Annotated in this window: 11 protein-coding genes; 5 read left to right on the top strand and 6 right to left on the bottom strand. The window is 62.3% G+C overall.

The window, feature by feature from the left end:
- The first annotated feature begins 58 nt into the window (after positions 1 to 58).
- Positions 59 to 301 carry a hypothetical protein gene (locus GTP27_RS17190; protein WP_161040398.1) on the top strand — a complete coding sequence of 81 codons (243 nt, stop codon included), beginning with the start codon at positions 59 to 61 and terminating at the stop codon, positions 299 to 301.
- Positions 302 to 367: 66 nt separating this feature from the next.
- Here the strand turns inward: GTP27_RS17190 and GTP27_RS17185 are convergent, their stop codons facing one another.
- The 4 genes from GTP27_RS17185 to GTP27_RS17170 all read right to left on the bottom strand — a co-directional run bounded on the left by GTP27_RS17185 (position 368) and on the right by GTP27_RS17170 (position 7,306).
- Positions 368 to 1,789 carry an OmpP1/FadL family transporter gene (locus GTP27_RS17185; RefSeq protein ID WP_161040397.1) on the bottom strand — a complete coding sequence of 474 codons (1,422 nt, stop codon included), beginning with the start codon at positions 1,787 to 1,789 and terminating at the stop codon, positions 368 to 370.
- Positions 1,790 to 2,181: 392 nt separating this feature from the next.
- Positions 2,182 to 5,409: an efflux RND transporter permease subunit gene (locus tag GTP27_RS17180; protein ID WP_161040396.1), complete on the bottom strand. Its 3,228-nt coding sequence runs from the start codon at positions 5,407 to 5,409 to the stop codon at positions 2,182 to 2,184.
- Between the two features lie 13 nt (positions 5,410 to 5,422).
- Positions 5,423 to 6,631, bottom strand: a complete 1,209-nt coding sequence (locus GTP27_RS17175; protein WP_161040395.1) for an efflux RND transporter periplasmic adaptor subunit — start codon at positions 6,629 to 6,631, stop codon at positions 5,423 to 5,425.
- Positions 6,632 to 6,877: 246 nt separating this feature from the next.
- Positions 6,878 to 7,306 carry a divergent PAP2 family protein gene (locus GTP27_RS17170; RefSeq protein WP_161040394.1) on the bottom strand — a complete coding sequence of 143 codons (429 nt, stop codon included), beginning with the start codon at positions 7,304 to 7,306 and terminating at the stop codon, positions 6,878 to 6,880.
- 120 nt (positions 7,307 to 7,426) lie between these two features.
- On the opposite strand from GTP27_RS17170, the gene GTP27_RS17165 reads away from it, so the two are divergent.
- The 3 genes from GTP27_RS17165 to GTP27_RS17155 are packed head-to-tail and all read left to right on the top strand — an operon-like array spanning position 7,427 to position 9,858.
- Positions 7,427 to 8,485 carry a DUF475 domain-containing protein gene (locus tag GTP27_RS17165; RefSeq protein ID WP_161040393.1) on the top strand — a complete coding sequence of 353 codons (1,059 nt, stop codon included), beginning with the start codon at positions 7,427 to 7,429 and terminating at the stop codon, positions 8,483 to 8,485.
- A gap of 36 nt (positions 8,486 to 8,521) precedes the next feature.
- The gene (locus GTP27_RS17160) at positions 8,522 to 8,899 is read left to right on the top strand and encodes a DUF8785 domain-containing protein (protein ID WP_161040392.1); all 378 of its coding nucleotides are present in this window, start codon (positions 8,522 to 8,524) and stop codon (positions 8,897 to 8,899) included.
- 2 nt (positions 8,900 to 8,901) lie between these two features.
- The gene (locus GTP27_RS17155; RefSeq protein WP_229634112.1) at positions 8,902 to 9,858 is read left to right on the top strand and encodes a hypothetical protein; all 957 of its coding nucleotides are present in this window, start codon (positions 8,902 to 8,904) and stop codon (positions 9,856 to 9,858) included.
- An 85-nt stretch (positions 9,859 to 9,943) separates the two neighbouring features.
- Here GTP27_RS17155 and GTP27_RS17150 read toward each other — a convergent pair whose 3' ends face one another.
- Positions 9,944 to 12,241: a coiled-coil domain-containing protein gene (locus GTP27_RS17150; protein WP_161040391.1), complete on the bottom strand. Its 2,298-nt coding sequence runs from the start codon at positions 12,239 to 12,241 to the stop codon at positions 9,944 to 9,946.
- A gap of 116 nt (positions 12,242 to 12,357) precedes the next feature.
- Complete coding sequence (locus GTP27_RS17145) at positions 12,358 to 13,374, bottom strand: serine/threonine protein kinase (protein ID WP_443093192.1); 1,017 nt, start codon at positions 13,372 to 13,374, stop codon at positions 12,358 to 12,360.
- Positions 13,375 to 13,499: 125 nt separating this feature from the next.
- On the opposite strand from GTP27_RS17145, the gene GTP27_RS17140 reads away from it, so the two are divergent.
- Entirely contained in the window at positions 13,500 to 14,189 is a 690-nt protein-coding gene (locus GTP27_RS17140; protein ID WP_161040389.1) for a UPF0149 family protein, read from the top strand.
- The last annotated feature ends 60 nt before the right edge of the window (positions 14,190 to 14,249 follow it).

The following is a 14,249-nucleotide window of genomic DNA, read 5'->3' as shown; positions in this document are numbered from 1 at the left end:
ACGGAACCTGACGGCATACAGGTGGTCTAACGAATTCGCTTTTATGAAAGGAAACGTTATGACCACCTCCCGTCCCCTGCTCCGTGCCCTGCTGGCCAGCGTGCTAGCCCTGACTGCCCTCGCCGCCTGCAACAAGCGTCCGGCCGACCAGCCGCCTACGCCGACCACCAGCCCCGAACCCGCCACACCGGCCCCGGCCACTCCGGCCACCACGCCCGATAATCCGCCCCCGGCAAATCCTTCCACCAATCCCAACGCAACGCCACCTGCCAGCGCACCGGCGCCTGCCACCCGCCAGTAGGCCAGGCGTTTTTGTACGGACGAAAAAAAAGGGCCCGAGGGCCCTTTTGTGCTGCTACGGTAAGACTTAGAACTTGTAGTTGTAAGCCAGACCGATCAGTTGCAGATGGGTCTGGTAGTTGCCGCGCGTGGTTTCGCCATTACCCGTGCAGGTAGTCATCAGCGGATTGCACTGGTTGGTGTAATTGATGCGTGCATCCTTGAAGTTCAGGTAGCTGTAGGCCAGATCGATGGAAGCGTTGTTCGCCACTTTCCAGTTGGCGCCGAACGAGTACTGGATGCGGGTGCTGTCTGGCAGAGCAGGATGGGTCAGCTCTGCATTCTTCACTGGCGATTCGTCATACGCCACACCGGCACGCAGGGTCAGCTTCTCGTTGTAGGCATAGTTGCCGCCCAGCGAAACGCGGATGGTGTTTTTCCATTGCTGACGGATCACTTCTGCGCCTTCGGTGGTGCCCGGGAACTGGATGTCCAGATCGCCCAGACGGTTGTGACGCACGAAGGTGATGTCGGCCATGCCGGACAGTTTCGAATCGAACTGGTGGAACACGTTGGCCGACAGGGTTTCCGGCGTACGCAGGGCGACCAGTGCCGCCGAGTTGACTTTGTGCGAAGCTGCCGACAGCACGCCGTTCACCACAGGATCGGTGGTCACTTTGGAGAAGTCCCAGATGGTGCTACCGCGCAGCTGGTGAGAAATCGACGAGCGATAGGCCAGACCGAAGCGGGTGTTCTGGTCCAGCGTGAACATATAGCCCAGATTGAAGCCCCAGCCCCAGTCTTTGCCGTCGTTGGAACCGTGGGCATCGCCTGCCGTGCGCAGCAGCGCAGGATTGCCACCCAGCGCAGCGATCTGCTTGGCCAGCAAGGCGCCCTGGGCCGCGCCCGCACCGGTAGACAGGGCCACGATAGAGCCCGGTACATCTACTGCCTGGCCCAGTTCGGCTTTCATGAATTCAGCATCGATACCGAAGCCGAAGGCGTGCTGTTCATTCAGTTTGAACGAAGCCGATGGGTTCAGGGTCAGCGATTGCAGTTTCACATCGGTCAGCGCGTAGCGGCCGGTCCAGGTATTGCCGTAGTTGATTTTCGTACCGTATGGCACGAAGGAACCCAGACCTACGCTCCACTGGTCGTTGATCTTCTTGCTCAGGTAGAACGATGGTGCCATCACTGCGGTCGGCACATAGTCATCCGGCGCAGTACCGCCGGTAGGCTGGCCGGTGAAGCGGGTCGAGCCGGCATCGCTAAAGGTCGAGTGCGGCACCACCACGGTTGCGCCCACGCTCATCTGCATGCCGTCCAGACGGGACAGACCGGCCGGGTTAGCGAAAATGGTGGTCGCGTCATTGGCTTCGGCACCATTGGCCTCGGCCGTGCCTTGCGCAGCCACGCTTTGCGAACCGAAACGGTAGCCCGACGCTTGCGCGCCAACCGACATGACGCCCAGGGCGACAGCAATCATCAGGGGGAGGGTTTTATGTTGCATGGTAGTCTCACTTTATGTAGGGCGCCGCGCGCCGGGTTCTTCTGGTCTCTGCATCGCGAAAGGTGCAGAGAGGCCAGCAGCATACTACACTTATAAAACAAACCAAAAGGCAAGACCTTAGAGTGCACACACTAAAGAAAACCTTGAAACCGAGCGAATGCTCTGTACACGAACGTTAAAAAAGGGCCGGAGCGGCCCTCTTCAACTACTTTTAAAACAACAACTTAGTCGTCGACGCTGCTACTTGCCCGGCACCGCTTGCGCGCTGCGCTACTTGCCCGAGACCAACTGCGACAGTTGGCAAATTTGAAACCAACTGTCGCATTTCCCCTTGAAATCCGCCGCCTGCCGCAGCCGGCGGGACTTGATGCAGACGCGCCCGGCAGCAGCTATCAGTGCGCGTCCGGCAGTGGCGCGCCCGGCAGGCCGCTGCCTTTGCGGCCCGTGATTTTGGCCACCAGCGCCAGCACGCCGCGGAACACGGCGCGCACGAACAGCAACGTCAGGAAGGCTTCCACCAGCGTCATCACGAAGGCCGGTGCAGCGCTCCAGCGTACGGCACGGCGCTGGAATTTGGCGACGGCGCGGTCCTTGCTGATTTCTATGCTGTCGTAGAAGGTCGGCACCATCAGCAGCGTCAGCAGGGTGGAAGTGATGGTGCCGCCGATGATGGCGATCGCCATCGGACGGTAGAACTCGCCGCCCTCGCCCAGCCCCAGCGCCACCGGGAACATACCGGCGATCAGCGCGAAGGTGGTCATCAGAATCGGCCGCAGACGCATACGGCCCGCGTACATCAGCGAATCTTCGCGGCCAAAGCCCTCTTCCTCGCGTTTGCGCGCTGCGTCCAGCAGCAGAATCGCATTCTTCGCCACCAGCCCCATCAGCATGATCACCCCGATCAGACTCATCAGGTTAATCGTGCTACTGGTCGCCAGCAGGCCCAGCACCACACCGATCAGCGACAGGGGCAGCGACAGCATCACCGCCAGCGGCGCCGTGAACGAGCCGAACTGCATCACCAGAATCAGATACATCAGGCCCACACCGGCCACCAGGGCAATCGCCATGGCACCGAACACTTCGTTCATGTCCTTGCCGGCGCCGCCCAGTGCCAGACCATAGCCGGGCGGGAAGTCGATATCCTTGACCAGTTTCATGGCATCCGCCGTCACTTCGCCGGGCGAGCGGCCCTGCACGTTGGCGCTGACGGAAATCACCCGCTTGCCATCCTTGTGCTTGATGGTCGAAGGGCCTTTGCCCATGGTGACGCGGGCGATCTGGTCCAGCGGCACCATCTGGTTGGTACCGGAGACGGCGATCGGCAGGCGCTCGATGTTTTCCGAGCTGGTGCGGTCTTCCGGCGCCAGACGTACGGCCACATCGCGCGATTCGCCCGTCGGGTCCACCCAGTCGCCCACTTCGATACCGGCAAACGCCACCCGCAGTGCCTGCGCCGCATCACCGGCAGCAATGCCCATGGAGTTGGCCAGACCGCGGTTCAGTTCGATCTGCAGTTCATCTTTCGGATCCTGTTCGGACAGGCCCACATCCACTGCACCGGGCACTTTACGCAGCCGGTCCATGAAGATGTTGGTGATCTCCATCAGCTTGCGCGAATCGGCGCCGGTGAATTCGATCTGCACGGGTTTGCGGGCACCGTTGCTGAGGTCGTCGAGCACGGTGTACTCGGCGCCCACCAGACCGGCCAGCTTCTCGCGCAGCTCCTTGGCCACCTCGATGGCACCACGCTTGCGCTCGGTTTTCTTGCCGATGTCGACGTAGATACGGCCGCCGCTCAGGTTCACATAGCTATTGGTTTCCTTGGTTTCCTTGATGCTGCGGGCAATCACGGCCGCTTTTTCCAGCTTCAGGCGCGAATACTCCAGCGAGCTCGACGACGGCGTCCGCACGTCGATGGCGATCGTGCCCCAGTCCGACGATGGCACAAAGCTGGCGCCGCCGAATTTGGCCTGCAGGCCGATGGCCGCGACAAAGGTGACGACGGCGATAGCGGCCATCGAACGGCGGTGGTGCAGCGCCCAGGCAATCACGTTACCGTAGCGGTCGGCCTGATGGTCGAACCAGTGGTTGAAACGGGCCAGCACTTTCTCGAAACCTTTGCGCGGCGCCGTGTGGTGATCGGGCGGATCGCCCCAGAAGGCCGACAGCATAGGGTCGAGCGTGAACGAGATCAGCAGCGATACGGCCACCGAGCAGGTCACCGTCAGCGCGAACGGACGGAACCATTCGCCCGTGATACCGGGCATGAAGGCCACGGGTATGAACACGGCCATGATGGAGAAGGTGGTAGCGGCTACCGCCATACCGATTTCTGCCGTGCCTTTCAGCGCTGCCGTGCGACGGTCGGCCCCCAGCTGCATATGGCGCACGATGTTTTCCCGCACCACGATGGCATCATCGATCAGCACGCCGATCGCCAGCGACAAGCCCAGCAGCGTCATGAAGTTCAGCGTGAAGCCGCACAGCCACACGCCGATGAAGGCCGCCAGTACCGAGGTCGGCAGGCTGAGCGCCGTAATCAGCGTCGAACGCCACGAGTTCAGGAAGGCATACACCACGAAAATGGTCAGGCCGGCACCGAACACCAGCGATTCGATCACGTTGTTCAGGCTGCTCTCGGCATTTTCGCCATCGTCTTCCGTCACTTCCAGCACGGTGCCTTCCGGCAGTTCCTTGCGCATTTCGGCCGCCAGATCGCGTACTTTCTTGGCCACGGTAACGGTCGATGCATCACGCGAACGGGTGACAGAAATCCCCACGTTCGGCTTGCCCGAACGTACGCTCAGGCTGTTGACTTCGGCAAAGCCATCTTCGATGGTGGCCACTTGCGACAGACGTACCAGCTCGCCGTTATTGCGCTTGACCACCACCTGCTGGAATTCTTCCGGACGCTCGATACGGCCCACCAGACGGATCGACTGTTCGCCCAGTTCGCCGCGCACCTTGCCGACTGGCGCATTGGTATTCTGGTTGCGCAGGGCATTCACCACATCGCCTACCGACACATTGTATTCGCGCAGCTTTTCCGCTTTCAGCAGCACGCTCAGCTCGCGCCGCAGGGCACCGTCGATATTCACCGAAGCCACGCCATCGATGGCGCGGAAACGGTCGGCCAGCTTATCCTCGGCCAGACGCGAAATCACCGCATGGCTCTGGGTCTTGGACGACAGCGCCAGCTGCATCACCGGCTGGGCCGATGGATCGATCCGCTGCAGGATGGGCTCGCGCATCTCGGTAGGCAGCTTGTAGCGCACGGCGGCAATCGCATTGCGGATCTCGTCCGACGCTTCGATCAGGTTCTTCGAGAAGGTGAAGCGGATGAAGATGGAGGCCGAGCTTTCCGACGCCGTACTATTAATCTCCGTCACGCCCGTGATCGACTGTAGCGACTTCTCCAGCCGGTTGACGATCTCGCGTTCCACCGTTTCCGGCGACGCGCCCGGATACGGAATATTCACCACGATGAAAGGCACTTCCACATCGGGGTTCTGGTTGACGCGCAGTTTTTTTAGCGCCATCAGGCCCAGGCACATCATGGCGACGATCAGCACTATCGTCGCAATGGGCCGTTTAATACTGAAATCCGATAAAAACATGGCTGTCTATCCTTTATTTTTCTGCCACGGTGGAAGAAGCCGAAGCCACGGCTTTCGGCGTGCTCAGCTCGACGTTCTGGCCTTCCTTGAAGCCGGAGGCCGGCACCCGCACCACCATATCGCCATTGTTCAGACCACTGAGCACCTGCCAGCGGCCGCTACGTTCATCACGTGCCCCCACCGTCAGGTTCACTTTCGACAGCACGCCGCCCTTGACGCGCCAGACATAGGCTGTGTCGCCCGTCTGCACCAGTGCCGACGGCGGTATCATCAGCGCCGACGCCATCTGCGACTCGACCCGGCCTTCCGCATACAGACCGGCCACGCCGGGCTGGGTGGCATCGGCAAATTCCACCAGCACTTCCACCTGACGGGTGACGGAACTGGCAGCAGGATCGACCCGCTTGACCTTGCCGTTAAAACTCTGGCCCTGATAGCCGTTGACGCGGAACAGCACCGGCTGGCCCACTTTCACCACGCCGATCTTGTCGGCCGAAACCTTGCCTTCGAAACGCATGCTGTGCGGATCGATCACCTTGATCAGTTCCTTGCCGATCTGCGCCGTATCGCCGTTCGACACCTTGCGGTCGCTGACGATGCCGTCGAACGGTGCGCGCACCAGCGTGCGGGTCAGCTGCTGGCGCGCCGAAACGCTGCGCGACTTGGCCGCGGCCAGATCGCTTTGGGCATTGTTGCGGCGGATCTCGGCATCTTCCAGCGCCTGGGTGGAAACCATGCCCGAACTGCGCAGCGTGGTCTGGCGCTCGAACATGCGCTGGGCCTGGGCCAGCGTCTGCTCGGCAGCACGGGTAGCTTCATCGGCCGAGTTCACGCTGTCGCGGATAGACGTTTCATCGAGGCGCACCAGCACATCGCCCTTGCGCACGGCTTCGCCGTTTTCCTTCAGCACCTGTACCACCACGGCACTCACTTCGGCGCGCAGGTCGGCACGGCGTTCCGGCTCGATCGAACCGGTGATCACCGGGCCCGACGCGAGCGCATTCGACTCCACCGTGACGGTATCCTCGGGCGCCATCTGCAGGGTGACCAGCGGCTCCTGCTTGCCGTCCTTGCCGGCGGTTTTACCATCGGTTTTGCCATCTTTACCGGCCGTGGCGCTGGCAGAAGCACTGGCGCTGGCTTTTTCTGGCTCTTGCGAGGATTTGCCGCACGCCACCAGTGCTGATGCAACGGCGAGAGCGATAAAAGATTTGCGCAACATAAAAGATCTCCGGAAAGTGGCACCGAGGTGCTGAATATAATTTAGCCAGACTACAGGGCGCAGAGTATCGGCTAGTGTTGGGAAATGGTCAACGTAGCTGCGACTGGAGGGGAAAAACGGGGGCTGAACTGCGAAATAACAGGATGGACTGCAAAAAGCGGGGACGTGCGGACGCGAGCAGATTGCAAGCAAGTGGGGCTGAAGCGGACAGTTTGTGTCCGCTTCGCTGTCCGGCTGGAAGGTAAATCAGCCGCGACCGAACAGGGCGTGGATCAAATGGCCCATGGCGATGCCGGTGCACAGGCCGCCGGCAATTTCCACCAGCGTATGGCCCATGCGCTCGCGCAGCCAGCTATGGGCTTTGGAGCCCGTCTCGTCGGCCAGCCGGTTGATGGCCGCGGCCTGCTTGCCCACATGCTGGCGCAGGCTGTTGGCATCGATAATCACGATGAAGCACAGGGTGGCCGCCACGCCGAAGGCCGGATGGCCTATCCCCTCGCGCAGGGCGATCAGGGTGGCCATGCTCGACACAACGGCGCTATGGTTGCTGGGAAAACCGCCATTGCCCACCAGATTGAAGGCCCACTGACGTGCTTTGGCACTATTAATCAGAAATTTGATCGGCCCCACCGTCACCCACGTCAGCAGCGGCGTTACCAGATACGCGATATCCATAAGAATTCCTTAGCTTTAAATTGGTCGCACAGAGTTGCCGCCATTATCGCAGATGGCTTCCCCTCGCCGGAAGCAGGTAATATAGCTGTTGTTACACTTAACATTTCTACCAGACCGCCTATGCAAGCCTTCCGTTTCTCTTTCTTCCTTACTGCCATATTGCTGGCTCTGGCCGCCTACTGGGGTTATCAGCACGGCGGCAGCGCCGGCCTGCTGCAAGCCGTCTGGATCGCCGCCGTGCTGGGCGTGATGGAAGTCTCGCTCTCCTTCGACAACGCGGTGGTGAATGCGGGCGTGCTGCGCCACTGGAACGCCTTCTGGCAGAAACTCTTCCTCACCGCGGGCATACTGGTGGCCGTATTCGGCATGCGCCTGCTGTTTCCCCTGCTGATAGTCGCGCTCGCCACGGGGCTGGGCCTGCTCGATGTGTGGCATATGGCTAGCACCACGCCGGATGAATATGCGCGCTACCTGACCGGCGCCCATGCGCAGGTGGCCGCCTTCGGGGGCGCCTTCCTGCTGCTGGTCTTCCTCAATTTCCTGTTCGACGAAGAAAAAGAGCTGCACTGGCTGGGCTGGGCAGAAGAGAAACTGGGCCAGCACGGCACCGAAGCGCTGGCCGTGCTGCTGACCCTGGCCGCCGTCTTTGCCTGCGTCAGTCTGGTGCCCGACGCTGAAAAATACACGGTACTGGCGGCTGGCGTACTGGGCGTGCTGGTGTATCTGGCCGTGGGCTGGATCAGCGGCCTGCTGGAAGAGGCCGAGCCGGACGAAGACGACGACATCACCGAAGCGGGCGTGGGCAACGTGGCAGCCAGCATGGCGCGCGGCAGTCTGGGCGGCTTTCTGTATCTGGAGGTGCTCGATGCTTCGTTCAGTTTTGACGGCGTGATCGGCGCCTTCGCCATCACCAGCGATGTCGTCATCATCATGCTGGGGCTGGCCATAGGCGCCATGTTCGTACGTTCGCTCACCGTCTTTCTGGTCCACAGAGGCACGCTGGACGAGTATGTGTTCCTCGAACACGGCGCCCATTACGCCATCGGCATACTGGCCCTGATCATGCTGGCCAGCGTGGAATACCACATCCCCGAATGGTTCACCGGCCTGTCGGGCGTGGCCTTTATTGCTGTCTCGCTGTGGTCGTCAGTGCGCTATAAGCAGCGTCTGGGCGCATGATAGAATTTTAAATATTGCAGATAGATCAAAACTGATATGACGATAGCCAAACGTGTCACCCTGTATTTCTCCGGCCTGCTGGTCGCTGCCGTGCTGCTGTTCGCGGCCTATGTATGGGTCATGCTGCACCTGTCCTACTCGGACGGCGAACGGGCCGGCTATCTGCAGAAGTTCTCCAGTCGCGGCTGGGTGTGCAAAACCTGGGAAGGCGAAATGCTGCTGACTTCGATGCCGGGCGCGATTCCGGAAAAGTTCGAGTTCAGCGTGCGCGATGAAATGGTGGCGCAGCAGCTGATGGCCGCCACCGGCAAACGCGTGCTGCTCACCTACGCCCAGCACAAAGGCATACCGACCCAGTGCTTCGGCGAAACCGAGTACTACATCACCAAAGTCCAGCTCCAGAGCACACCCTAATCATGAACCGACTGTGCCCCCTCGCTGCCGCCCTCGCGCTGGCCACTTGCGCTGTGCAAGCGCAGGATCTGACTGCGCAGACAGGCGGCCTGTGGGTCAGCGGCACGCAGCAGCACAGCTTTGCCGTGGGGCTCAACTACATGCACCCGGTGGGCGACTATCTGGCCCTGAGCCTGGGCTATCTGAACGAAGGCCATCCGCGCAACCACCATCGCGATGGCATTTCCGGCCAGATCTGGCTGCGTACGCCGGTAGGCCAGAATGGCCTGTCATGGGCGGTGGGCGCCGGCCAGTACTACTTCTTTGATACGTCGCGTCCGCATGATGCGAGCAGCGGCCCCTACATCAACGACCACGGCTGGGCGCCTATCTACAGCGTGCAGGCGCTGTGGCACCATCCCGAACGCTGGTACACCCAGGTACAGCTGAACCGGGTGATTCCGCAGGGCGCCAAAGATCCCACCACTTCGCTGATGCTGGGCGTGGGCTACCGCTTCGACAGCGTGCGCGGCGACAAGCTGCACCTCGATGGCCCTTCCACCGACGATACCCTGACCCTGCTGTCGGGACAGAGCATCGTCAACAGTTTCGAATCGGAGCGGGCCCACGCCTACAGTCTGGAATACCGCCGCGCCGTAGGCCGCTACGTCGACTGGACCGTCAACTATCTCTACGAAGGCAGCTCGCCCGCCACGCACCGCACCGGACTGGCCAGCCAGCTCTGGCTGATCCGTTCGCTTACCACCCACCTCGAACTGGGCATGGGTGTCGGGCCATATCTGGCCATCGACGTGCACGATGTGCCGGGCGCCCGTTCGCACAAGGCCGGACTGGCCTCGCTGGCCACGCGCTACCACTTCAGCAAACGGGTGGTGGGCACCCTCAGCCTCAATCGCGTGGTGACCGACTACCACCGCGACGCCGACCTGCTGATGCTGGGTCTGGGCTACACCTACTGATTTTCGCCCCACAAAAACAAACGACCACAGCGAAGCGTGGTCGTCGATCTGCGTTGCCAGCGCTAGGGCCGGCGGGTAAAACCGCTTAGCGGGCGCGCCACACAGCTTTCACCAGTTTGCCTTCGGCCATGGCACCCTGACGGGCCGCTTCCTTGCGGGCACGGGCGGCATCGAGAGTAGCCACGATGGAGCCGTCTTCTACACTCTGGCACAGCCGTTCTGCTTCGGCCACTTTGGCCTGCACGGCTGCCAGCGCTTTCTGGGCAGCGGCGTGGCGGCGGGTTTCCAGTTCCAGCTGCTTGATCTTGGCGGCCGTCATGGCAGCCGTGGTATCGGCCACTTTGCGCTGCATGGCGGCGTGCGCCATGGCCGCTTCCACCAGCGCGTGCTGGGCGGCGGTCTTGTCCGCCATGGCCTGCTCGGCAGCCTGCTGGGCTTGCGCTGCCAGACGGGCATCGTGCACGGCAGCTTTTTCTGCTTCCAGACGGCCAGCGATAGCTTCCGACGCACGGTTTTCTGCTGCCGTGGCCAGACGCTGCTGGGTCAGTTTCTGGTCGATCAGCGCCAGCGATTTGCGCTCGGCTTCGACAAATTCTTTTTCGGCCTGCAGCTGCGCGGCAGCTGCCACTTCCTTTTCCTGCTCGACGCGGGCGCGTTCTGCCGTGACTTCGCCCAGTTCCAGCGCCAGACGGGCCTGCGCTGCCTGGGCCTGCGCGACCACTTCTTTCTGTGCAGCTTCCAGTGCGGTCTGCTCGGCCAGCACGCGCAGCGCTTCGGCTTCCTGTTCGGCGGCGGCGGCCAGACGCTGGTCAGCCGCCTGGCTCTGCGCCAGCGCTTCCGCCTGGGCACGCTCGGCTTCGGTGCGGATCAGGGCGGCGTTGCGGGCCTGCTCTTCCAGTGCCAGTTTTTCTTTCAGCGCGGTGATGGCCTGCTGTTCGGCTTCGGCGCGGGACTGTTCGGCAGCCAGCAGCGCAGCAGCATGTTCGGCTTTTTCCCGTGCCAGCGCATCGGCTACGCGCTGGGCTTCCACCTGCTCGGCCAGCGTCGCCACTTCCTGTGCGGCAGCAGCGTTCTGGCTGATCACCAGTTGTGCAGCTTCGGCCGTCAGCGCAGCCTGCTGCTGCGCCAGCTCGGTGGCTTGCTGCTGGGCTTCGCGTTCGCTGCGGGCGGCATCGGCGGCGGCGGCATCGGCGATTTCGCGCTGGCGCGCCTGCTCGGTCAACTGGTTTTCGGCTTCCACTTTGGCCAGCGTGGCCAGTTCGGCTTCCTGTTCGGCCTGCACGCGCGACAGCGCCACGGCACGCAGCTGGCTGTCGGCTTCGATACGGGCTTCGGTGGCGGCGATGATTTTGCCATCGGCTTCGCGGCGGGCCTGGGCGCTGGCGGCAGCCACCATTTCCAGCCGTTCGCGGTGGATGGCAGCATCGCGGATTTCTTTTTCGGTCTGCAGACGCAGGTGCAGCGACTGGGCCGCGCTGCGGTCGGATTCGGCCTTGGCCAGAGCGATCTGCTCGCGCTCCTGTTCCAGATGGGCCAGCGCGCGGGCTTCTTCCAGTGCGCGCACTTCGGCGGCAGCACGGTTGAGCGCAGCTTCCAGTGCGATCTGGTCGGCACGTTCACGTTTGACGGTCAGCTCCAGCGCTTCCGCTTCGGCCTGCGCCAGCATCTGTGCGGTCTGGCGCGCAGCATGGGCATGACGCTCGCGTTCGCGCGCCAGCGTGGCCACGCGGGCATCGGCACTGGCGATGCCCACGACTTCTTCCTTGGCCGCTTCCACGGCGGCGACACGTTCGGCGGCCTGCATGCGGGCTTGCTCGGTCTGGGCTTCCAGTTCGGAGGCGGCGCGTTGCACCTGCTCGGCCAGTTCCGCTTCGGCGGCCAGCTGTTCGTGGGCGCGCTGGCGGCTTTCCTGTTCGGCGCGGGCGCGCTGTTCGGCGGCCAGACGGATCTGGGTATCGGCTTCCACCCGGGCACGCAGTTCGGCGGTTTCCTGTTTGACCGCTTCCAGCCGGGCCACGCTGGCCTGGGCGGCAGCGCGCAGCGATTCCAGCCGCTCGCGGTTGGCGCTAATCGCTTCTTCGGAGGCCTGGGCATTTTGCAGTGCGACCGCCGCCGCCGCAGCGTCCATGGCGGCACGGTCTTCCGCCAGTGCGCGGGCGCGGGCTTCGGCGTGGGCGCGGCTTTCGGCAGCACAGGCAGCTTTGGCGTCCGCTTCGACGCGGGCGATGGCTTCCTGTATGGCCTTCATTTCCATCGCCGCGCGCGGGGTGGCAGGGGCATCGTCGGGATCGTGCAGTGCCACCAGTGGCTGCAACTGAGGGTCAGCATTGCTGAGGTTACCGCTGTCTTGAGCGCTGTTGCGCTGGGCCAGTTGTGCTTGCATGAGAACTCTCGCTAGACGATGTACCCCGGCACCCGCCGGGATTTCTGAGTTCTCATTATCAAGCAGTGCTGTCCAGCGCCTAAAGCCAAGCAGAGCGGGAAAATCCCGCTAATTCGCTAGATCGCCAGCGGCGGCTCGTCCATCAGGGCCACCTGCTCGCGCAGTTCGAGTATGCGGTCCTGCCAGTACTGCTGGGTGTTAAACCAGGGGAAAGCCAGCGGGAATGCCGGGTCGTCCCAGCGCCGCGCCAGCCACGCCGAGTAATGCATCAGGCGCAGGGTGCGCAGGGCTTCCACCAGATGCATCTGGCGTGGAGAAAACTCGCAGAAATCTTCGTAACCGGTCAGTATGTCGCCCATCTGGCGCAGCTGTTCGCTGCGTTCGCCCGACAGCATCATCCACAGATCCTGCACGGCCGGCCCCATGCGGCTATCGTCAAAGTCGACAAAATGGGGACCGGCGTCGGTCCACAGCACGTTGCCACCGTGGCAATCACCATGCAGCCGCAGCTGCGGCAGCGCGCCGGCCCGCTCGTAGCAACGCTGCACGCCGTCCAGCGCCAGCTGGCTCACGCTGGCGTAGGCCGCAGCCAGATCGGGCGGTATAAAACGCCGCTCCTGTAAAAAAGCGCAAGACGCGTGGCCAAAGCTGGCGATGTCGAGCGCAGGGCGCTCTGTATATGCCTGCCGGGCGCCGACGGCATGAATGCGGGCGATAAAGCGCCCCGTCCATTCCAGCACCTGCGGGTCGCCCAGTTCGGGCGCGCGGCCGCCATGCCGGGCAAACACGGCAAAACGGAAACCCTGATAATGGTGCAGCGTCTGGCCATTCAACACCTGTGCCGGCACCACGGGAATTTCGCGTTCGGCCAGTTCGCGGGTGAAAGCATGCTCTTCCAGTATGGCAGCGTCGCTCCAGCGCTGGGGACGATAGAACTTCAGCACCAGCGGCGCGCCCTCTTCCACGCCTACCTGATAGACCCGGTTTTCGTAGCTATTCAAGGCCAGCAGCCGGCCATCGCTGTGGATGCCCAGACTTTCCAGTGCATCAAGCACGCAATCGGGCGTCAGCGCCGAATAGGGGTGCGCCACAGGCTGGCACTGGTCCACCGTGCTGTCCGGCGGTCCGGCCATGGCTGCCGCCAGCGCCGCAGCGCGGGCATCGGCCGCCTCGTCATCGTAGTCATCTTGGTTCATAACGGCATTGTAAGGGGGCGGCGTGTATACTGTCGGCTTCCAACCAATAAAAAGAGCAGATTATGCAACTCGACCAGCCCCTGAGCGAAAAAGAATTCGACGAACTCGACAGTTTCCTGCTGTCCGAGCGCAGCCCTGAAGATGCCATGACCATGGACATGCTGCACGGCTACCTGACCGCCATCGCTATCGGTCCGGAAACCATCATGCCGGCGGAATGGCTGAAACGCGTGTGGGGTCAGGAAGACACCGACATCCCGCAATTCAAGCACGCCAAGGAAGAAGAGCGCATCCTCAACCTGATCATGCGCTTTATGAACGAAGTGCTGGTGACCTTTGAAGTCGCGCCGAAAGAATTCGAGCCCCTGTTCGTCGAGCACGAACACCTAGGCCAGACCCTGATCGATGCCGAAGCATGGTGCTGGGGCTTCTGGGAAGGCATGGAACTGCGTCCCGGCTCGTGGGATGCGATCTGGGAATCGGAGCTGAAAGACCTGATGCAGCCTATCTACCTGCTGGGCGCGGACGAAATCGACGAAGCCGAACTGCCGCTGGTAGAAGACCCGGTGAAAGCGCACAAACTGGCGCTGGAACTGGAAGCCAACCTGCCGGCCATCCACAAGTTCTGGGTCCCGCGCCGCAAGGCTGCCGTCAGCACCGTCAAGCGCGACGAGCCGAAAGTAGGCCGCAATGACGATTGCCCATGCGGCAGTGGCAAAAAATACAAGAAGTGCTGTGGCGCCGACGAATAAGCGCTGCGGCGTGATGTAACAAGGGTCAGGCTAGCCTGACCCTTTTTTATTGCCGCTAGC

Origin of the sequence: Duganella qianjiadongensis, assembly GCF_009857915.1 — a bacterium.
Classification (GTDB): domain Bacteria; phylum Pseudomonadota; class Gammaproteobacteria; order Burkholderiales; family Burkholderiaceae_D; genus Rugamonas; species Rugamonas qianjiadongensis.
The sequence above is the reverse complement of the archived record's forward strand: the minus strand, read 5'-3'. Positions and strand labels throughout refer to the sequence as shown.